General features: G+C 68.1%; 19 protein-coding genes. 12 read left to right on the top strand and 7 right to left on the bottom strand.

The features are described from left to right. Window positions 1–2: 2 nt before the first annotated feature. From AC0IXR_RS01505 to AC0IXR_RS01490, 4 genes are all read right to left on the bottom strand, one after another. Window positions 3–548 (bottom strand): MSMEG_0567/Sll0786 family nitrogen starvation N-acetyltransferase, encoded by a 546-nt coding sequence (locus AC0IXR_RS01505; protein WP_471759492.1) that lies wholly within the window; start codon window positions 546–548, stop codon window positions 3–5. 9 nt (window positions 549–557) lie between these two features. Next, a complete protein-coding gene (locus AC0IXR_RS01500) occupies window positions 558–1,646 on the bottom strand; it encodes an MSMEG_0568 family radical SAM protein (RefSeq protein ID WP_471760215.1) in 1,089 nt (362 codons plus the stop codon). After that, window positions 1,591–2,682 carry a Nit6803 family nitrilase gene (locus AC0IXR_RS01495; RefSeq protein WP_471759491.1) on the bottom strand — a complete coding sequence of 364 codons (1,092 nt, stop codon included), beginning with the start codon at window positions 2,680–2,682 and terminating at the stop codon, window positions 1,591–1,593. The genes AC0IXR_RS01500 and AC0IXR_RS01495 overlap by 56 nt, the downstream gene beginning before the upstream one ends. A 154-nt stretch (window positions 2,683–2,836) precedes the next feature. Continuing rightward, window positions 2,837–3,319 carry an MSMEG_0572/Sll0783 family nitrogen starvation response protein gene (locus tag AC0IXR_RS01490; RefSeq protein WP_056427869.1) on the bottom strand — a complete coding sequence of 161 codons (483 nt, stop codon included), beginning with the start codon at window positions 3,317–3,319 and terminating at the stop codon, window positions 2,837–2,839. A 354-nt stretch (window positions 3,320–3,673) separates the two neighbouring features. Between AC0IXR_RS01490 and AC0IXR_RS01485 the strand changes: the two genes are divergently transcribed. From AC0IXR_RS01485 to AC0IXR_RS01465, 5 genes are all read left to right on the top strand, one after another. Then, window positions 3,674–5,125: an aminotransferase-like domain-containing protein gene (locus tag AC0IXR_RS01485; protein ID WP_471759490.1), complete on the top strand. Its 1,452-nt coding sequence runs from the start codon at window positions 3,674–3,676 to the stop codon at window positions 5,123–5,125. Window positions 5,126–5,412: 287 nt separating this feature from the next. Then, the gene (gntA, locus tag AC0IXR_RS01480; RefSeq protein WP_056427872.1) at window positions 5,413–6,141 is read left to right on the top strand and encodes a guanitoxin biosynthesis heme-dependent pre-guanitoxin N-hydroxylase GntA; all 729 of its coding nucleotides are present in this window, start codon (window positions 5,413–5,415) and stop codon (window positions 6,139–6,141) included. After that, window positions 6,122–6,769 (top strand): DUF1989 domain-containing protein, encoded by a 648-nt coding sequence (locus AC0IXR_RS01475; protein ID WP_471759489.1) that lies wholly within the window; start codon window positions 6,122–6,124, stop codon window positions 6,767–6,769. The genes gntA and AC0IXR_RS01475 overlap by 20 nt, the downstream gene beginning before the upstream one ends. 51 nt (window positions 6,770–6,820) lie before the next feature. Continuing rightward, on the top strand, window positions 6,821–7,537 hold the full coding sequence (rnhA, locus tag AC0IXR_RS01470) for a ribonuclease HI (RefSeq protein ID WP_461221244.1): 717 nt from the start codon (window positions 6,821–6,823) through the stop codon (window positions 7,535–7,537). 14 nt (window positions 7,538–7,551) lie between these two features. Beyond that, entirely contained in the window at window positions 7,552–8,115 is a 564-nt protein-coding gene (locus tag AC0IXR_RS01465; protein WP_461235683.1) for a DNA-3-methyladenine glycosylase, read from the top strand. Between the two features lie 42 nt (window positions 8,116–8,157). Here the strand turns inward: AC0IXR_RS01465 and AC0IXR_RS01460 are convergent, their stop codons facing one another. Then, complete coding sequence (locus AC0IXR_RS01460; protein WP_471759488.1) at window positions 8,158–9,303, bottom strand: NADH:flavin oxidoreductase; 1,146 nt, start codon at window positions 9,301–9,303, stop codon at window positions 8,158–8,160. A 1-nt stretch (window position 9,304) separates the two neighbouring features. Further along, the gene (locus AC0IXR_RS01455) at window positions 9,305–9,697 is read right to left on the bottom strand and encodes a RidA family protein (protein ID WP_471759487.1); all 393 of its coding nucleotides are present in this window, start codon (window positions 9,695–9,697) and stop codon (window positions 9,305–9,307) included. Between the two features lie 120 nt (window positions 9,698–9,817). On the opposite strand from AC0IXR_RS01455, the gene AC0IXR_RS01450 reads away from it, so the two are divergent. The 7 genes from AC0IXR_RS01450 to mnhG all read left to right on the top strand — a co-directional run bounded on the left by AC0IXR_RS01450 (window position 9,818) and on the right by mnhG (window position 17,069). Beyond that, the gene (locus AC0IXR_RS01450) at window positions 9,818–10,771 is read left to right on the top strand and encodes a LysR substrate-binding domain-containing protein (protein ID WP_471759486.1); all 954 of its coding nucleotides are present in this window, start codon (window positions 9,818–9,820) and stop codon (window positions 10,769–10,771) included. 240 nt (window positions 10,772–11,011) lie between these two features. Further along, a complete protein-coding gene (locus AC0IXR_RS01445) occupies window positions 11,012–13,942 on the top strand; it encodes a monovalent cation/H+ antiporter subunit A (RefSeq protein WP_471760214.1) in 2,931 nt (976 codons plus the stop codon). Then, complete coding sequence (locus AC0IXR_RS01440) at window positions 13,942–14,310, top strand: Na+/H+ antiporter subunit C (protein WP_018041828.1); 369 nt, start codon at window positions 13,942–13,944, stop codon at window positions 14,308–14,310. Before AC0IXR_RS01445 ends, AC0IXR_RS01440 begins: the two co-directional genes overlap by 1 nt. Next, on the top strand, window positions 14,307–15,914 hold the full coding sequence (locus AC0IXR_RS01435; RefSeq protein WP_471759485.1) for a monovalent cation/H+ antiporter subunit D: 1,608 nt from the start codon (window positions 14,307–14,309) through the stop codon (window positions 15,912–15,914). Before AC0IXR_RS01440 ends, AC0IXR_RS01435 begins: the two co-directional genes overlap by 4 nt. Continuing rightward, window positions 15,911–16,402 (top strand): Na+/H+ antiporter subunit E, encoded by a 492-nt coding sequence (locus AC0IXR_RS01430; RefSeq protein ID WP_207412989.1) that lies wholly within the window; start codon window positions 15,911–15,913, stop codon window positions 16,400–16,402. The genes AC0IXR_RS01435 and AC0IXR_RS01430 overlap by 4 nt, the downstream gene beginning before the upstream one ends. A gap of 44 nt (window positions 16,403–16,446) precedes the next feature. Beyond that, the gene (locus AC0IXR_RS01425; protein WP_018041825.1) at window positions 16,447–16,731 is read left to right on the top strand and encodes a K+/H+ antiporter subunit F; all 285 of its coding nucleotides are present in this window, start codon (window positions 16,447–16,449) and stop codon (window positions 16,729–16,731) included. Continuing rightward, on the top strand, window positions 16,728–17,069 hold the full coding sequence (gene mnhG, locus AC0IXR_RS01420) for a monovalent cation/H(+) antiporter subunit G (RefSeq protein ID WP_471759484.1): 342 nt from the start codon (window positions 16,728–16,730) through the stop codon (window positions 17,067–17,069). Before AC0IXR_RS01425 ends, mnhG begins: the two co-directional genes overlap by 4 nt. 11 nt (window positions 17,070–17,080) lie before the next feature. Here mnhG and AC0IXR_RS01415 read toward each other — a convergent pair whose 3' ends face one another. Beyond that, on the bottom strand, window positions 17,081–18,832 hold the full coding sequence (locus AC0IXR_RS01415) for a monovalent cation:proton antiporter-2 (CPA2) family protein (protein WP_471759483.1): 1,752 nt from the start codon (window positions 18,830–18,832) through the stop codon (window positions 17,081–17,083). Window positions 18,833–18,884: the final 52 nt, after the last annotated feature.

Raw genomic sequence — 18,884 nt, 5'->3', positions numbered from 1 at the left:
GCTCACGCCGCCTGTTTCAGGAGGGTGACGAGGCCGTGCTCCGGGTCCGCCATGGCTGGGTAATGGGCGAGATCGGCCTGCATCAGGTGATGCGGCCGCCCATGAAGTTCGATCTCGGCGAGACTCGTCCAGTGCAGAGCCTGGAACAGGATCGCGTTGGCACTCTGCACATGGGCGAGAAAGCGCGTGCATCCGCGCGCATGGGCGGAGGCCACCGCCACGTGGATCAGTCCGGCACCGAGGGCACCGATCCGGCGGTGATCCCGCGCCACCGCGAGGCGCGAACCCCACCATTCGCCGGGCCGGTCGGGAGTCTCGTGGATGCGCACGGTGCCGACCACCGCGTCCGGAGTGCCGCCCAGGGTCGAGAGGGCGCAGATCGGGACCGCCGCCGCGTCGACGGCATCGCGGTCGTCGCCCTCGAAGATCCTCTGCTCGACGCAGAAGACCTGGCGACGCAGGGCGGCCGTTCCGTCCCGCTCCCAGGGCGCGGTGGCGAACTTGATCCGGAAATGGCTGGACCGGTAGGCGGGGACGGGCTCGAACATCGCCCCGCCTCACCGCTCGTAGGTGGACAGCGCCGAGCAGGCGCCGCAGCGGCCGCACCCGGCCTTGATGTCGGTGGAACGCAACCCCGCCGCTGCCAGCATCGCTGCGAGCGGCTGGAGCACGGAATGCATGAAATCCGGCGAGGGGGCGGGATGGTCCTCCAGCGGCGTGCCGGAAATCGGCACGAACGGCACCACGAACGGGTAGACTCCCATGCCGATCAGGCGCTCGGCCATGGCGAGGATCGCTTCCGTCGTGTCTCCGAGCCCGGCGAGGATATAGGTCGAGACCTGGCCCTTGCCGAAGACCGGAACGGCGGCGGCGAAAGCGTCGAAATAGCGGTCCAGCGACACGCTCGCCTTGCCGGGCATGATTCGCGCCCGGACCTCCGGGGTCACCGCCTCGAGATGCAGGCCGAGCGCATCGACGCCCGACGCCTTCAGCCGGGCGAACCAGCGGTCGTCGTCCGGCGGCTCGCATTGGGCCTGGATCGGAAGATCCACCGCCGCCTTCACCGCGAATGCGCTCTCGCAGAGCACGGCCGCCCCTCGGTCGGTGGCGTTGGGCGTGCCCGTGGTCATCACCATGTGCTTGACGCCGTCGAGGAGCACGGCGGCGCGGGCGACCTCCGCGAGTTGCTGCGGCGTCTTGTGGGCGACGGTTCGCCCGGCCGCGAGCGACTGTCCGATGGAGCAGAACTGGCAGGTCTTGGTGCGGCTCTGGTAGCGGATGCAGGTCTGCAGCACCGTGGTGGCGAGCACGTCGCGCCCGTGCAGCACGGCGATCTTCGAATAGGGCACCCCGTCGAGGGTCTGGAGCCCGTAGAACCGGGGCTTGCCCGGAAACGTCACCCGACCGATCACGGTGCCGTCATGCTCGATGAGGCTCGACCCGTCGGCATCCGGCCGGCGCACGAGGTAGGGCGAGTCGAAGGCGCCCGCGGTATGGACCGGCACCATCACGGTGCGGCCGGCGATGGTCATCGCCTTGTGGTCGGAAGGGCCGGCCCCGCCCCGGCGGCTGGCGACCCCGGCGCGGGTGTCAGCCAACCTGACTCCGTAGGATTGGAGGGCGTTGATCAGGTGCTCTGTCGGCATCCCCTGATAGACCGGGGACGGCACCGGCGAGGAAGCGGCCTGGGAGGTCAGCAGCGGAGAGTCGCTCATGGTCGGTGCTCCGGGGATGCGGGATGTCCGATGCGGGCGTGGTCACCACCGTGCGGGCGGGACGTGCGTCATGGTTGAGGCTGAGGAGTTCGGGGCGGGCGTAATGGCCGACCGAATCCATCATCCGCTTGCGCTTGGTGACCAGCGCCATGTCCATGTCGGCGACGAGGATGCCCTCGCCCTCCGTCATAGGCGGGACGAGGTGCTTGCCTTCCGGCGAGACGATGGCCGTACAATTGCCGCCGCGCAGGGCCCCGCGCATCCGCTCGTCGGGAGAGATCTTGACGATCTGCGCCTCGGTGAGCCAGCCGGTGGCGTTGACGACGAAGGCGGCGGCCTCCAGGGCGTGGTGCCGGATCGTCACCTCCATCTGGTCGGCGAAGATCTGCCCGACCATGGAGCCCGGGAACTGGGCCGCGTGGATCTCCTCGTGCTGCGCCATCAGGGCGTAGCGGGCGAGCGGGTTGTAATGCTCCCAGCAGGCGAGCGCCCCGACCCGGCCCACCGCCGTCTCGACCACGGTGAGGCCGGCACCGTCCCCGTGACCCCAGATCATGCGCTCGTGGTAGGTCGGCGTGATCTTGCGGCGCTTGAGCAGCAGCGTCCCATCGGCGTCGAAGATGAGCTGCGCGTTGTAGAGCGAGCCGTGGTCGCGCTCGTTGATGCCGAGCACGATCACCGCGCCATGCCGGCGCGCGGCGGCCGAGACCGCCTGCGTCACCGGCCCCGGCACGGTCACCGCGCCCTCGTAGAGGCGCAAATGTTCGGGCCCCTGCGCCGCCGGCGGGGCGATGAAGGAGAAGTACGGGTAGTACGGCACGAAGGTCTCGGGGAATACGATGAACCGCGCGCCCCTGCCCGCCGCTTCGTCTGTCGCGGCGAGCACTTTCTCCAGCGTCCCGCCCGGCCGCTCCAGATCCGGGGAAACCTGGACGGCGGCGGCGCGCACGATGCGTGACTCGGACATCGGCCTGTTCCCTGTTCGCCATGGTCCGCGAGCATTCCCTCTCCCCTCTGCGGGAGAGGGTGGCCCACGAAGTGGGTCGGGAGAGGGGAGCGCCATCTCTGGAGGGGTCGCCCCTCTCCCGCCTCCACCACAGAGGGGGAGGGTCAGAACGGCCTCAGACCGTCCAGGTGTCGATGACCACGGCGTTGTCGCGCTTGTGCAGCAGCACCAGGTCGAGGACGTCGGTGGGGGCGATGGGGCGGATGCCCTCGATCAGCGAGGGCTCGCCATGGCCGTAGAGCGCCTGCAGCGCGAACCGGCAGGCATAGACCTTACCGCCCTCGGAGAGGAACTTCACGATCTGGTTGTTCATGTTCATGTGGCCGGGAAAGGCCTCGTCGCCGAGCGTCGGGAAGCCGCGCTGGACGCCGAGCGTCACGCCCGGCCCGTAGAGCAGGACGGAGGTCTCGAAGCCCTTGCGCAGCAACCGCGTCGCCTGGAGCAGGTTCACGAAGCCGATGGAGCCCTCGAAGGCCACGGTGTGGAAGGTGACGAGGGCCTTCTGGCCCGGCTCGGCCTTCACGTCCTCGAAGACTTTCTCTTCGTAATCCACGAAGTAATCGCCCTTCTTATGGTGCTCGGCGGTCACGGCTGGCATCGCAAATACTCCCCGTCATCTCGATATCCGCCGCGATCACGAGCAGCGACGGCTGATGAGGAGATGGCAAACCGCATGCCAGCAACCGGTGGAGTTCGATCCAGCCAAATCCGCGCTGACGGATACAGTCAATCATGCGGTCAATGTCAGTCGAATGCGAAGGCTCTGACCAGCGTGCCAATCGCTTAAAAAGCGAGCATTGGATGCATACATACTCGACACAATGAAAACTATACTCACCATATATTTGAATGCATTGACCGGAAATTCAGATCCAGAACCTTACGGTATATCACGGCATGGCGGTTGCTTTCCATACAATACCGAATTGAATGGATATTGATCGGTTTCGCGATGACCAACAGCCAGCGATCGGCCAAGTCCGTCCGGCCGACCTTGCCTACCCTCGTCTCGCCTGAGGGATGGACGCCCGACCTCCGGCGCTGGGGCAAGCCGCATTACCTCGCCATCGTCGAGGCCATCGCCGACGATATTCGGACTGGGCGTCTCGCCGTCGCGGAGCGTCTCCCGCCCCAGCGCGTCCTCGCCGAGCGGCTGGACCTGAACTTCACCACCGTGGCGCGCGGCTATGTAGAGGCGCAGCGCCGGGGGCTCGTTGAAGCGCGGGTGGGCCAGGGGACCTTCGTCGCCGAACCGGCGCTCCGCGTCACGCAGCCGAGGGCGGCACCGGAGCGCCGGCACGGCCCCGTCGATTTCACCATGAACCTGCCGCCGGAACCCGACGACCCCGCTTTGCTCGAGCGGATGAGGGGCGGCCTCGCCTCGGTCTCGGAGAATCTCGCCAATCTGCTGCGCTACCAGGGTTTCGGCGGGACGCCCGACGACAAGGACGCGGCGGTGGAATGGCTGCGCCGCCGCGGCCTCGACGCGCCTCGCGACCGACTCCTGATCTGCCCCGGCGCTCATGCGGCGCTCGGAGCCGTGATGAGCCTCGTGGCGCAACCCGGCGACACAATCTGCTGCGAGGCGCTGACCTATCCCGGCGCGCGGGCGCTCGCCGCTCATCTCAACCTGCGCCTCGTCGGCCTGCCCATGGATGGCGAAGGGATCGACGCCGCGGCCTTCGCGGCCACCTGCACCCGTCATGCGCCGAAGGCGCTCTACCTCAACCCAACCCTGCAGAACCCGACCACGATCACGATCTCGCCGGAGAGACGCGAGGCCATCGTCACCGTGGCGCGACGCTACAACGTGGCGATCATCGAAGACGACGCCTACGGTTTCGTGCCGATGATTCCGGTGACGAGTTTCTACCGCCTTGCGCCGGAGATCACCTATCACGTGGCCGGCCTCGCCAAGTGCCTCGGTGCCGGCCTGCGGCTCGCCTACATGCTGGCCCCCAGTGCCCGCGCGGCACTCCAACTGACGTCCGCCCTGCGCGCATCGACGGTGATGGCCTCCCCCATCACCACGGCTCTCGCGACGCGCTGGATCAATGACGGCACCGCAGAGGCGATCCTGGCCTTCGTCCGCTCGGAATCCCGGGTTCGCCAGGGCATCGCCGCCGGGATGCTGGGGCGGCACGGCGTGACCGCCGACCCCGCCGGCTTCCACCTCTGGCTGTCCCTGCCCGAAGGCTGGACCCGTTCGGCCTTCGCGAGCCAGGCGCGCGCAGCCGGAATCGGCGCTGTGGCGAGCGACGCCTTCCTCGCCGCAGGAGAAGCGCCTGAAGCGGTGCGGATCTGCCTTGGAGGACTCGCCGGCCGCGCCGAGATCACGCAATCGCTGGAGGTGCTTGCCCATGCCCTGTCGCATTCACCGGAGCTGGCTTCCGCCTATATTTAGCAGCGCGCGACAAACGGCCGGAGCGGTAGCAAGAGAGCGTCAAGGTGTCCCATGACAACGCCCCCTTTATCTCCATGACAATGTACGAAAGAAGACCGACCTAGATTATCCTAATTTATCGAGATCCTGGGTCTCATCTGTTGGTGATTCCGGAAACTCTGTGGACAGCGACGTTCTAGCTCAACGAGAGTCGGAACCTCCCCTGCCGCGATTGGTTGGCCATGTCCTCGCAGCGCGGGCCTCCGGGTCCGCTTGCGGAGCTCAGACCAGAGACGATCCGGAGCACCATGCTGTTTCCCACCGACGATGCCGGGCATCCGCTCGCTCAGGAATTTCACGCCTTCATCAAGAGTCAGCCTTTCCCCTGCGTCGGTGCGAAATCGGCTCTCGCCAAGGGGCAACTGAAGGTTCTCGTGGCCCGCGACATCGCCTCCGGCTGGGACGATACGCGGATCTATCCGGCGCTTCTGGCCTTCATCTGCCGCTACCGGGCCGACCCGAAACTGTTCCAGAGCTTCGCCGTCGTCTTCGAAGCGTCTCAGCGCCAGAGCGAAGAGGAGTTCGAGCGGCACCTGTGGGCGCGTGTGCAATCCCTCTCCGACAAGGACGTCTTTCTCGGCCAGCGCTACGACAAGCGGGTGCAGGCCGACCCGGACGACCCGCATTTCTCCCTGTCCTTCGGCGGGGAGGCGTTCTTCCTCGTCGGCATGCATCCGGGCGCGAGCCGTCCGGCCCGCCGCTTTTCCCACCCCGTCCTCGTCTTCAACGTCCGCGCTCAGTTCGAGCAGTTGCGGGCGGAGGGCCGTTACGAGGGTCTGCGCTCGGCCATTCTCGCCCGCGATGAAGCCCTTGCCGGCTCGATCAACCCGATGCTGGCGCGGCATGGCGAGACATCGGAAGCGCGCCAATACAGCGGCCGCGCCGTCGAAGGAGATTGGGTCTGCCCGTTCAGGGGGCGCGAGACTGGGACCAGGGCCGGCGACTCCGCTCTTCGGGATGGCCGCGATGCCGCCTGACATCGCCCTCCCCCCGGTCCGACGCCACGAGATCGCGCCCCGCAGTGGCGTCGCCTTCGTGCTCGCCAAGGGCGACCGCCTCACCGTGATCGACCCGAACGGCGAGCAGGTCGCCGATCTTCTGGCCTACTCCGCGGCCGACCGCGAGGAGGTGATCTCGTCGGGCCGGACCCTCGATTACGCCAGCCGCATCTACCTGACGACGGGCGACCCGATCTACTCGAACCGCTCCAACGTTCTGCTGCGCATTGTCGAGGATACGGTGGGGCGGCACGATTTCCTGCTGACCCCCTGCTCTGCGGACACCTTCCGCATCATTTACGGCGACACGCATCCGCACCGCGGCTGTTTCGGCAACCTCGCCGCCGCGCTCGCGCCCTATGGCATCGAGCCGGACCGGATCCCGGTGGCCTTCAACGTGTTCATGAACGTCGTGGTGAACGGCGAGACCGGGGAATTAAAGGTCGAGCCGCCCCTGAGCCGGGCCGGCGACCGTGTGACCTTCGAGGCCGAGACCGACCTCATCATCGGGCTCACCGCCTGCTCGGCTCTGCAATCGAACAACAATGCTTTCAAGCCGATCCATTACGAGATCCGGCCCGCAGGTGCGCCCCCGCAATCGCCCTGACCCTGCGCCTCGTGCTAGGGGCCCCGCTGCCCCGGACATGAGATCAGCGTCATGACGACAACGAAGCCCGCCCTCGCCCGCGCCGTCGCCTATGCCGATGGCGGCTGTGATCCGAACCCGGGCCCGGGGGGCTGGGGCGTGGTGATCGAGGGACCGGAGGGCAAGATCGAGCTCTGCGGCGGCGACCGCGCCACCACCAACAACCGGATGGAATTGACGGCGGCGATCAAGGCCCTGTCGCATTTCCCCGCCGGGTCGGCGATCGAGATGCGCTGCGACAGCCAGTACGTCATCAAGTCGGTGACCGAATGGATGCGAGGCTGGAAGGCGAAGGGCTGGCGCACCAGCACCGGGCCGGTGAAGAACGTCGAGCTGATGCAGGAGCTCGACGCCCTCAACGCCGCCCGCGACGTAAAGTGGACCTGGGTGCGGGGCCATACCGGCAATGTCGGCAACGAGCGCGCCGACCGGCTGGCGGCGCAGGGTCGGCGGCAGGCCCTCGGTCTCGCTCCGGCCGGCGAACCGGTTCCGTCCCCCGCCGTCCCGGCGGTGGTGCCTCCTCCGGGCGTGGCGGCGGAAGCGCCGGCCCCTGCCCCCCGCACGACGCCGGTGGCGATCGATCTCGGCCTCGGCCTCGACGTGTCGCGAGCGGCCAAGCTCGCCGGCTTGACGCCCCAGGCCTTCGTCGAACGCGCGATCCGCGTGGCCCTGAAACTCGGGCCGGACGGCATCGCCCGCGTGCTGGATGGCGGTTCCGCCAAACCGTGAGCCTCGGGCAAGCCGTGAGCCTCGGGGCGGATTTTTATGCGAGGCCGGCGGCGGCGGTGGCCTCCGACCTGATCGGATGCCGTCTCCTCGTCTCCGGGATCGGCGGGCTCGTCGTCGAGACCGAGGCCTATGACCGGAGCGACCCCGCCTCCCATAGTTTCAATGGGCCGACCCGGCGCAATGCCAGCATGTTCGGGCCGCCGGGCCATGCCTATGTCTATCGGTCCTACGGCATGCATTGGTGCCTCAACCTCGTCTGCGAACCGGGGAGCGCGGTACTGATCCGCGCGATCGAGCCGAAGGAGGGGATCGAGACCATGCGCGAGCGGCGCGGGCTCGACGCCCTCCGCCTCCTCTGCGCGGGACCGGGCCGCCTGTGTCAGGCCCTGGCGGTGACGAACCTGCAGGACGGCCTTCCCCTCGACCGGCCGCCCTTCGAGCTGGAGCGACGGGACGCGACGCCGGAGATCCTGGCCGACCGTCGCATCGGCATCACGCGCGGGGCGGATACCCCGTGGCGCTTCCTCCTCGCGGGCTCCGCCTATCTCAGCAAGCCGGTATCGCGCCGACGGGAATAGGCCGACCATCGAGGGACACCGGTGCCCAGGGTCGTTTCGGTCTCAGTCGGGGGTGGCGGCGGAGCGCCGCCGATAGGCCTCGGCATTCTCGAGATCGGCGATGGGAGACAGGAGCGCGCCGTCGAACTCATCGAGGGAAAGTCCTCCCGCTACGCGGCGCGGCCAGTCCGGATTGGCGAGAGCTCCGCGTCCGAGAGACACGAAGTCCGCTTCGCCAGCAGCCATGAGACCGGCCGCCCGCGATGGCCGATGAAGACTACCATTGGCAATCACGGGTCGACGGCCGTGGCGCTTGGCCAGAGCCGCCAGACTTGCCGTCGCCTCGAAGGCGGGCTGCCACGCCTCATGCTCTGTCGTGTGCAGATAATCGATGGCCAGGCCGCCGAGCGTACCGAAGATGGCAGCGGCCTCGTCCTCGCCCCCGCTCCATTTATGCGTGAGGTCGTTGACCTTGCCCTGGGAGATGCGGAGGCCCACCACGAAATCGGGCCCCACGGCCTTCCTGACGGCATCCACGACTTCGACGATGAGGCGCATCCGCCGGACGACGTCGCCGCCGTAGCGATCCTGGCGCAGGTTGGTTCCCTCGCTGAGGAACTGGTCCAGGAGGTAGCCGTTCGCCGCGTGGATCTCGACACCGTCGAAGCCCGTATCCCGTGCCCGAACCGCCGCCTCGGCAAAGCCGATCACGACCGACCTGACGTCCGGTTCCGACATGGAATCAGGGATCGGATACTCACCGCTTCCGCGATAGAAGATCATCTGCCGACCCTTGGGCTTCACCGCCGAAGGTCCCCTGGTCCCGGTCCGGAACGCGTTCCCCTGTGAGAGGGCCCCGGCATGCATCAGCTGTGCGATGATCCTCGCACCGTGCCCATGCACGCCTTCGACAATCGGCTTCCAGGCATCGCACTGTTCGGTGTCGGCAAGACCCGGCTGGAACAGGTAACCCTGAGAATGCGCCGTGTCGGTGTAGAGGCCCTCGGTGATGACAAGGCCGAAGCCACCGGTCGCGAAGGCGGCATAGTAATCCGCCATGCGCTGCGTCGCACGACCATCCGACCTGGCGCTGACCCGCGTCATCGGGGCGACCGCCATTCTGTTCCGAAGCGCCATCCGGCCGATGGCCGACGGCGTCAGGAGACGGCGCAGGGCGTCGGGATCCGGCATCGTCGCCAGCGCATCCATCTCAAGCACTCCCGACGCTGACGGCCGCGATAGCCTCGATCTCGATCATGGCCCGGGGATCGTAGAGCGCCTTGACCTCGGCGATGGTGTCGGCGGGATAGGGCGCGGTGAAGTACCGGCGGCGCAATGCCACGACGTCCCGGAAGTGGTCCATGTCGGTGACGAAGATCGTCACCTTCACCACGTCCTCCAGGCTCGATCCGCCAGCCTCCAACACCCTGCGGAGGTTGGAGAAGGCCTGCTCGCCCTGCTCCATGAAGCCACCGTCGACGATCCGCCCGTCATCATCCGCCCCGGCCTGGCCGGAGATGAAGAGAAGGCCGCCATACCGAATGCCCTGCGACAGCAGGAAAGGCTCATAATTGTCGGGCTGCGTGATGATGCGTTCCAGCATGGTCGTCTCGCTTTCGATGGACGGGAAAGCGGCATGAACCCATCTTGCCCCAGCCGCTCCGATGGCGGAGAGGTGGGCTCGAATCCGGAGCGCGACAAACTCCAAATCCTCGGGTGATGGATGAGCGGATCTCATCTTGGTCTGCGACGCCGCCTACCGCCGCTCGGCGCTCTGCGTGCTTTCGAAGCCGCGGCACGACACGGGAGTTTCAAGCTTGCGGCGGCCGAGCTCGCGGTGACGCCAACCGCGATCAGTCACCAGATCCGCGGCCTCGAAGAGAATATCGGACTGAGCCTCTTCGAGAGACGGGTCCGCCAGGTGATGCTGACCGAGGCCGGTCTCCAGCTATACCCTGTCCTGCGCGAGGGGTTCGATGCCTTCGAAGCCGCCATTGCCCGCCTGACGCGAGGGCGGAGCCGGATACAGATCACCATCACCGCCACGAGCGCGTTCACGGCGAAATGGCTGGTCCCGAGGGTGTCCGGCTTCCGGGCTCTCCATCCGGATATCGACCTGCATCTGCTGGCCTCGGATGACGCCATCGATCTCGATGCCGCCGGCGCGGACCTCGCCATTCGCTACGGGCGCGGCCCCTATCCGGGCCTCTCCGCCGAGGCGATGTTCGCCGATCGTTTCGCGCCTGTGGTCAACCCTCTCCTCCGCAAGATCGCCTTCGACGACCTAACGGGCGACGATCCTGAAGCCGCGCCGCTCATCCATTTCCGTTGGCGAAGGAAGCATCCGCTGAACCCGACCTGGGAAACCTGGTTCGATCGCGCGGGATTGCCCTGTCCATCCCGGCCCGGCCAGATCCGCTTCTCCGACGAAGGGCACGCGATCCAGGCCGCGGTGGCGGGCCAAGGGGTCGCCCTGTTGAGCCTCGCCCTCGTGGAAGCGGAACTGGCGGCGGGCCAACTCGTCCAGCCGTTCGGGCCGGTTCTGGACGGCCATATCTACCATCTCGTCACCAGCGAGGCAGGCCTCTCGAAACCCAGCGTACAAGCCACGACCGAATGGCTGCGCGCGGAGGCCGCCACGTTCCGGGCGCGGATGGAAGGCCATCCTTCGACCTGACATACCTGTCCTCGCGATATCGGGCATTGAACGAGCAAGGCTCTATCTCGGCAGGGCCAGACCATGACCGGGGAGATGTCGCGGGGATTCTACGGAATCTCGGCGCTCTCCGCCCTCGCCACGTCTGATGTTGCGTCCTATACCGCACTCGACCCGCGCGAGCGCCCCGCTCCTGGTTTCGCCGGACGCCCCCGCACCCCATGGAGGGCGCTCCCGCCCAACGAGGGTTTGCCCGAGCCGATGCCGCCCCACCTGCTCCTCGCCATCGCCGCCATCCTGCCCTTCCTCGGCAGCGTCGTGGCGATCTGCCTGCCGGGCCACGCACGCAACGCCGCCGCGATCCTCGCCGGTTTCGTGATGGTGACCTGCCTCGCCTGCATCGGGCTCCTCTACCCCGCCGTCGCAGGCCCGGACCCCGTCATCTGGGCGGTCGACTGGCTGCCGACGTTGGGCGTCCGCCTCGTGCTGCGGCTCGACGGGCTATCCTGGCTGTTCGCCGTCCTGGTGCTCGGGATCGGCGCACTCGTGGTCCTCTATGCGCGCTACTACATGGCGGAAGCGGACCCGGTGCCGCGTCTGTTCTCGTATTTCCTCGCCTTCGTCGGCGCGATGCTGGGCATCGTGCTCTCGGGCAACCTGATCCAGCTCTTCGTCTTCTGGGAATTGACGAGCATCGTCTCGTTCCTGCTCATCGGCTACTGGTCCGACAACGCCTCCGCACGGGACGGCGCGCGGATGGCGCTGACCATCACGGCGGCCGGCGGCCTCTGCCTGTTCGTCGGTCTGGTGCTCATCGGGCAGATCGTCGGCAGCTACGACCTCTCGGCGGTGCTCGCCTCGGGCGACACGATCCGCAACAATCCGCTCTACCTGCCGGCCCTGGTTCTGGTGCTGGCCGGCGCGCTGACGAAGTCGGCGCAGTTCCCGTTTCACATCTGGCTGCCGCGCGCCATGGCGGCACCGACGCCGATCAGCGCCTACCTGCATTCGGCCACCATGGTGAAGGCCGGCATCTTCCTGATGATCCGGTTCTGGCCGGTGCTGGCGAACACCGAGGCCTGGTACTGGATCGTCGGCACCGCCGGCATGATCACGATGCTGGTGGGTGCGTGGAGCGCGATCTTCCAGCACGACCTCAAGGGTCTGCTCGCCTATTCCACCATCAGCCATCTCGGGCTGATCACCCTGCTCCTCGGCCTCGATTCGCCGCTGGCCGTCGTGGCGGCGATCTTCCACACGGTGAACCACGCAACGTTCAAGGCCTCGCTGTTCATGGCGGTGGGCATCATCGACCACGAGACCGGGACGCGCGACATGCGCCGCCTCAGCGGCCTGTGGCAGGCCATGCCCTATACGGCGACGCTGGCGATGGTCGCCGCCGCCGCGATGGCGGGTGTGCCGCTCCTCAACGGCTTCCTGTCGAAGGAAATGTTCCTGGCTGAGGCGGTCGACAACGCGGACGGCCACCTGCTCAATCTCGCCTTGCCGGTGCTGGCGACGTTGGCGAGCGCCTTCACCATGCTCTATTCCGTGCGCTTCATCCGGCAGGCCTTCTTCGGACCCGCCCCGCACGACCTGCCGCACGCGCCCCACGAGCCGGTCCGCTGGATGCGCATCCCGATCGAGCTGCTGGTCCTCGTCTGCGTCGCCATCGGCCTCGTGCCGAACCTGACGATCGGTCCCCTCCTCGCAGGCGCGGTCCGGGCGGTCCTCGGCGAGCGGACTCCCGATTACGACCTCGCCATCTGGCACGGATTCAACGCGCCGCTTGCCCTCAGCATGGTGGCGCTGCTGGGCGGCATCGCGCTCTATGTCGCGTTCGGGCGGCGAATCAACACCAATCCCCGCGGCGGCCCCTGGCTGATGGACCGGATCGACGGCGGCTGGCTGTTCGAGCGGACCATGACCGGCCTCGTGAACGGCGCGGGCCGCCTGGAAGCCGGGCTCGGCGCCGAGCGACTCCAGGCGCAGTTGCGCATTCTCTTCCTTACCGTGCTCCTGGCCACATTGGTGACGGGAGCCGCACGGGGGCTCGACCTGTTCGCGCCGGGCAAGACCACGGAGTTCGACCCGGCCTTCGCGCTGATGTGGCTCGTGGGCGCGGCCTGCGCCATCGGCGCGGCGGAGCGGGCGAAGTACCACCGGCTCTCCGCCGCCATCTTCGTCGGCGGGGCGGGCCTCGTGAGCAGCCTCACCTTCCTCTGGCTCTCCGCCCCGGATCTCGCGGTGACGCAGATCCTGGTGGAGATCGTCACCACCGTGCTGCTGCTGCTGGGCCTGCGCTGGCTGCCCAAGCGCGACGCGGCGATTCCGGCACCGGCTTGGGAGAAGACGCGGTCCCGCCGTCGACGGATGATCGATCTGGGCATCGCCGCCTTTGCCGGCCTCGGGCTCGCCGGGTTGGCCTACGCGGTGATGACCCGGCCCGCCGTCGACGGGATCGCCCGCTGGTTCATCGAGGAGGCCTACCCGCAGGCGGGCGGACGCAACGTCGTCAACGTATTGCTGGTGGATTTCCGGGCCTTCGACACGTTGGGCGAAATCTGCGTGCTGGGCATCGTCGGCCTGACGGTGTTCGCGCTCCTTCGCCGCTTCCGGCCCGCCTCCGACAGTCTCGGTCCTCCCAAGCAGCAGGTGAACCACGACGCCTATGACGATGCCCGCGAGGGCCGCGAGCTCGGCGACACCACCGCCGATGCTCTCCTCGTTCCGCGCGTGGTGATGACGTGGCTGTTCCCCTTCATCGTCCTCCTCGCCCTGCACCTGTTCCTGCGCGGCCACGACCTGCCGGGCGGCGGCTTCGCGGCGGGCATCGCGCTCACCATCGCCTTCATGCTGCAATACATGGCCCAGGGCGCGCAGTGGGTCGAAGAGCGGCTGCGGATCCAGCCGATCTCGTGGATCGGCATCGGCCTGCTGGTCTCCGTCTCGGTCGGCGCCGGTTCCTGGCTGTTCGGGCGTCCGTTCCTCACCGCCTATTTCGCCTATTGGAAGCCGCCTCTGCTCGGCAAGGTCCCGATGGCGAGCGCGCTTCTGTTCGATCTCGGGATCATGGTGCTGGTGGTGGGCGCGAGCGCGCTGATGCTCGTCGCCCTGGCTCACCAATCCCTCCGCCGCACCAGCCCCGTCGAGGCGGGGGTGGAGCGGGCCGTCGAGACGGAGCCCGCCTGATGGAGATCGTGCTGTCCCTGGGGATCGGCGTCTTCGCCGCCTCGGGCATCTGGCTGATGCTGCGTCCCCGCACCTTCCAGGTCGTGCTGGGCATCTCGCTGCTGAGCTACGCCGTCAACCTGTTCATCTTCGCCATGGGCCGGCTGACGGTGGGGGCGCCGCCGGTGCTCGGGGCCGGGGCCGACATAGTCTCCGTGGACGACCCGGTGCCGCAGGCCCTGGTCCTCACCGCCCTGGTGATCGGCTTCGCGCTCACCGCGCTCTTCCTCGTCGTGCTGCTCGCCGCCCGCGGCATCACCGGCAGCGACCATGTGGACGGCCGCGAGCCGCATCTGGCGGAGCCGAATCCAGAGAACCCGCATCCATGAACGCCACGGTTCTGAATGCCCCCCTGGTCAGCGACTGGACCGACCATCTTGTCGTCCTGCCCATCGTTCTGCCGATCGCGGTGGCCGGGGCGATGTTCCTCATGGACGAGCGCCGGAGCCGGCTGAAAGGGGCGCTCAGCCTCGCCACGGTGCTGGCCCTCCTCGGCATATCCCTCATCCTCGTCTGGCGCGCGAGCGAGGCGGCGCAGATCTACCGCCTCGGCAACTGGGCCGCACCCTACGGGATCGTGCTGGTGGCCGACCGGCTCTCTGCCCTGATGCTGGCGCTCGGCAGCGTGCTGGGCCTATGCGCCCTGGTCTTCTCCTTCGCCCGCTGGGGCCGGGCGGGTCCGCGCTTCCACGGCCTGTTCCTCCTGCTGCTGATGGGCGTCAACGGCGCCTTCCTCACCGGAGACCTGTTCAACCTGTTCGTGTTCTTCGAGGTGATGCTGGCCGCCTCCTACGGTCTCGTCCTGCACGGATCGGGCGAGACGCGGATCCGGGCCGGCCTCGGCTACATCGCGGTCAATCTCGTCGCCTCGCTGTTCTTCCTCGTCGGCGTCAGCCTCATCTACGGCACGATGGGAACCCTCAACATGGCCGACCTCGCCCGGCGGCTCGCGGCGCCGGAGGCGGGGGAACTCGCTTTGTTCGAGATCGGCTGCGCGATCCTCGGCATCGCCTTCCTGGTCAAGTGCAGCGCTTGGCCGCTCGGGTTCTGGCTGCCCACCACCTACGCGGCAGCGAGTGCGCCGGCGGCCGCGATCCTCGCGATCCTGAGCAAGGTCGGCATCTACGTGGTGGTGCGCCTGAGCCTGCTTCTGTTCGGGGCGGGACTGTCGGAGGGGTTCGGACAGACCTGGATCCTCGCCGCCGGTCTCGCGACGATGGCCTATGGCGCCATCGGCATCCTGGCGGCGCGCGACCTCACGCGGGCGGCGGGCTATGCGGTGATGATCTCGTCGGGCACGGTGCTGGCGGCCTTGGGGAGCGGCAGTGACCGGGCGCTCTCGGGCGCCCTGTACTACCTCCTCGGCTCCACCCTCGCGGCGGGCGCCCTGTTCCTGCTCGCCGAAATCCTGCAGCGCGGCCGCGACCCGCTGGAGGCCGCCCAGGCCGTCTTCGCCGACGAGTACCGCGACCCGTTCGACGATGCCGACGCCACGGAGATCGGCCGGGCGATCCCCGCTGCGGTGGCGCTCCTCGGGAGCGGCTTCCTCGTCTGCACGCTGATGTTGGCGGGGGTTCCCCCGCTCTCCGGTTTCGTCGGCAAGCTCGCGATCTTCACGGGGATCACCACGGGCACGATGACCGCGTCCGCCTGGTGGCTCATCACAGCGCTGACCCTGTCGAGCTTCGCCACGCTGATGCCGATGGTGCGGCTCGGGATCAAGAACCTCTGGGTTCCGAGCGACGACCCGCCGCCGGTCCTGCGCCTCTCGGAATTCACCGCTCTCGCCGGCCTGCTCGCCGCCTGTGTGGCGCTCGCCCTTTGGGGCGGCCCGGCCCTCGCCTATGCCGACGAGACCGTGCGCTGGCTGGCCCAGCCGCAGGATTACGTTCGCGCCGTCCTCGGGCCGACGCGGGAAGGCGGTGGATCGTGAGCCGCCTCCTGCCCTACCCTATCCTGTCGGCCTGCCTCGCCGCGACCTGGCTGCTCCTGAACGCGCCGCTCTCACCGGGCAATGTCCTGCTGGCGCTGCTGGTCGGCCTCACGGTTCCTGCCGTCATGCTGGCGCTCCGTCCTCCCTCGGTGCGGGTGCGGGCGCCCGGCACCCTCGCCCGGCTCGCCGTGATCGTGCTCTACGACATGGTGCGCTCGAACATCGATGTCGCCCGCATCATCCTCGGGCTTCGCGGCGGCGAGCGGCGGACCGGCTTCGTCACGATTCCCCTCGACATGCGCGAGCCGTTCGGTCTCGCGATCCTATCGATCATCCTCACCGGCACGCCCGGCACCCTCTGGGTCCAGTATGATTCCGACACGGGCTGCCTGCTCATCCACGTGCTCGACTACACGGATGGCGAGGAATGGGTGCGGCGGGTGAAGGACCGCTACGAGCGCCCCCTGATGCAGATCTTCGCCCCATGATCTTCTTCGTCCCATGATCTTCTTCGTCCCATGAGGTTCTTCCCATGAGCGCCAACACCGTTCTCGACTGGGGGCTCGGCTTCGCCCAGGGGATGCTGGTTCTCGCCATGGCGCTCGCCGCATGGCGGATGCTGCGCGGCCCCCGCGCCCAGGACCGGATCCTCGGTCTCGACACCCTCTACCTCAACGGCATGCTGGCGGTGGTGGTCCACGGCATGCGCACCGGCAGCGGCCTCTATTTCGAGGCCGCCCTGATCCTCGGCATGATCGGCTTCACCGCCACCGTGGCGCTGGCGAAGTTCCTGATGCAGGGCGAGGTGATCCAGTGAACGGCGCCGAACTGCCCGCCTGGGCCGCGTGGCTGGTGGTTGCGCTGGCGATCGTCGGCGCGGGTTTCTCGCTCACCGGCGCCTTCGGCCTCATCCGTCTCCGGACGTTCTACGAGCGCGTCCATGCCCCCACTCTGGGCGCGACACTCGGCATGGCGCTGATCCTCATGAGCTCGATGCTGCTCCTGTCCCTGATCGAGGGCCGTCTCGTCCTGCGCGACGCCCTGATCGGCATGTTCCTCACCGTGACGACACCGGTGACGTTGCTGCTTCTCGCCCGCGCGGCGGCGCAGCGCGACCGCCACGAGGGCAATCCCGGCGCACCGCCCGAGGTGTGAGACCCTACGCCTCAGGCCTCCACCGCATTCCCCCGGATCAAGTCGCGCCCGGCATAGATCCCGCCCACGGTCTCCATATCGAGCCGCTCGGCGTCGCGGCGGCGGACTTCGGCCATGACCGCGCTGGCAGAATCCGGCTCGTCACCGATGGCCAGGAGCGCCTGCTCGCCGAAGGCCAGGGCCGACTCGAGCGTCTCGCGAAGCTGGTAGGCGACTCCGGCATGGATGAGCTCGATCGCGTGCTCGCGGTCGCGGGCGCGGGCAAGAACGGGAACGAGGGGGAACTCGGCCCTCGCCAGTTCGGCGATCCGCCGCGCGGCCTCGCGGTCGTCGATGCAGATCAGGATCGCCCGTGCCGTGGCGGCCCCGGCCGCGTGCAGGATGTCGAGGCGCGTACCGTCGCCGTAATAGACCTTGAAGCCGAATTGTTCGGCGACGCGGATATAGGCGGGGTTGGTGTCGATGATCGAGACCGAGCAGCCGCGGGAGATCAGCGGCTGGCTCACCACCTGCCCGAATCGGCCGAAGCCGATGATGAGGGCGCTGCCCACGAGATTTTCCGGCACCTCGACGCCCTCCGTCGAGACCGAGGCCTTGGGACCAAAGCGGTCGAAGGCGATCACCATCAGCGGCGTGACGGCCATGGAGAGGATGATCGTCGCCGTAAGGATGGCGTTGGTGGTGCCGTCGATGATGCCCGCGCTCGCGGCGGCGGCATAGAGCACGAAGGCGAACTCGCCGCCCTGGGCCATCAGGGCCGCACGCTCCATTGCCTCGGGATGCGAAGCGCGCAGGAGACGGGCGATGGCGTAGATGACGATGCTCTTCACCACCATGTAGGCGGCGACGCCCGTGAGGATGAGCGCCCCATTCGCGGCGATGACCGTGAGGTCGAGGGACATGCCCACGCCGAGGAAGAACAGGCCGAGCAGGATGCCCCGGAACGGCTCGATATCGGCCTCGAGCTGGTGTCGGAAGCTCGATTCCGAGAGCAGGACGCCCGCCAGGAACGCACCCATGGCCATGGACAGCCCGCCGAGCTGCATGGCCAGGGCCGAGCCGAGCACGACGAGGAGGGCCGCCGCCGTCATCACCTCGCGGGCCTTGGCCGCGGCCAGCAGGCGGAACAGCGGGTTGAGCAGCCAGCGCCCGGCCGCCACCAGGGCGGCCACGGACCCAAGGGCGATACCGATGCCATAGACGCGGTCCATCGTGCCGGTCGCCTGCCCGCCGGGGGCCAGAAGTGCCACGATGGCGAGGAGCGGCACGATGGCGAGGTCCTCGAGCAGGAGGATCGCCACGATGCGCTGTCCCTTCGGCGTCGAGAGCGACCCGCGCTCTTCGAGAAGCTGCATGACGATGGCGGTGGAGGTGAGGACGAAGCCGGTGCCGGCCACAAAGGAGATCGCAGGCGAGAACCCCATGGCGATGCCGACGAGCATGAGCGCAACGATGCAGACGCCGACCTGGGCGAGGCCGAGGCCGAAGATCTCGCGCCGCATGCCCCAGAGCCGCGACGGCTCCATCTCCAGCCCGATGATGAACAGGAACATCACCACGCCGAGTTCCGCCACATGCAGGATGGCGTGCGCATCCGAGAACAGGCCGAGGCCGAACGGGCCGATGGCGAGCCCCGCCACGAGGTAGCCGAGGACCGAGCCGAGGCCGATCCGCTTGAAGACCGGCACCGCGACGACGCCGGCGGCGAGCAGCGCTACGACCTGTACGAGTTCGCTCGCGGCACCGGATGCTTCAACTGCCATGATGTCGATATGTCCTCTCGGAGGGGATTCGCGGGCGAGGCCCCATCGGCCC

The sequence above is a fragment of the Methylobacterium sp. AC832 genome (assembly GCF_979256025.1).
This window is presented reverse-complemented; position numbering and strand designations above follow the sequence as displayed.

What these genes read in the sequence shown, in the direction of transcription:
- AC0IXR_RS01485 (WP_471759490.1), top strand. Translation starts at nt 3,674, where the DNA reads ATGACCAACAGCCAGCGATCGGCCAAGTCCGTCCGGCCGACCTTGCCT.
- gntA (WP_056427872.1), top strand. Translation starts at nt 5,413, where the DNA reads ATGCTGTTTCCCACCGACGATGCCGGGCATCCGCTCGCTCAGGAATTT.
- AC0IXR_RS01495 (WP_471759491.1), bottom strand. Translation starts at nt 2,682, where the DNA reads ATGTCCGAGTCACGCATCGTGCGCGCCGCCGCCGTCCAGGTTTCCCCG.
- AC0IXR_RS01455 (WP_471759487.1), bottom strand. Translation starts at nt 9,697, where the DNA reads ATGCTGGAACGCATCATCACGCAGCCCGACAATTATGAGCCTTTCCTG.
- AC0IXR_RS01450 (WP_471759486.1), top strand. Translation starts at nt 9,818, where the DNA reads ATGAGCGGATCTCATCTTGGTCTGCGACGCCGCCTACCGCCGCTCGGC.
- AC0IXR_RS01490 (WP_056427869.1), bottom strand. Translation starts at nt 3,319, where the DNA reads ATGCCAGCCGTGACCGCCGAGCACCATAAGAAGGGCGATTACTTCGTG.
- AC0IXR_RS01445 (WP_471760214.1), top strand. Translation starts at nt 11,012, where the DNA reads ATGCCGCCCCACCTGCTCCTCGCCATCGCCGCCATCCTGCCCTTCCTC.
- AC0IXR_RS01505 (WP_471759492.1), bottom strand. Translation starts at nt 548, where the DNA reads ATGTTCGAGCCCGTCCCCGCCTACCGGTCCAGCCATTTCCGGATCAAG.
- AC0IXR_RS01415 (WP_471759483.1), bottom strand. Translation starts at nt 18,832, where the DNA reads ATGGCAGTTGAAGCATCCGGTGCCGCGAGCGAACTCGTACAGGTCGTA.
- AC0IXR_RS01435 (WP_471759485.1), top strand. Translation starts at nt 14,307, where the DNA reads ATGAACGCCACGGTTCTGAATGCCCCCCTGGTCAGCGACTGGACCGAC.
- AC0IXR_RS01440 (WP_018041828.1), top strand. Translation starts at nt 13,942, where the DNA reads ATGGAGATCGTGCTGTCCCTGGGGATCGGCGTCTTCGCCGCCTCGGGC.
- AC0IXR_RS01475 (WP_471759489.1), top strand. Translation starts at nt 6,122, where the DNA reads ATGGCCGCGATGCCGCCTGACATCGCCCTCCCCCCGGTCCGACGCCAC.
- AC0IXR_RS01500 (WP_471760215.1), bottom strand. Translation starts at nt 1,646, where the DNA reads ATGCCGACAGAGCACCTGATCAACGCCCTCCAATCCTACGGAGTCAGG.
- AC0IXR_RS01425 (WP_018041825.1), top strand. Translation starts at nt 16,447, where the DNA reads ATGAGCGCCAACACCGTTCTCGACTGGGGGCTCGGCTTCGCCCAGGGG.
- rnhA (WP_461221244.1), top strand. Translation starts at nt 6,821, where the DNA reads ATGACGACAACGAAGCCCGCCCTCGCCCGCGCCGTCGCCTATGCCGAT.
- AC0IXR_RS01460 (WP_471759488.1), bottom strand. Translation starts at nt 9,303, where the DNA reads ATGGATGCGCTGGCGACGATGCCGGATCCCGACGCCCTGCGCCGTCTC.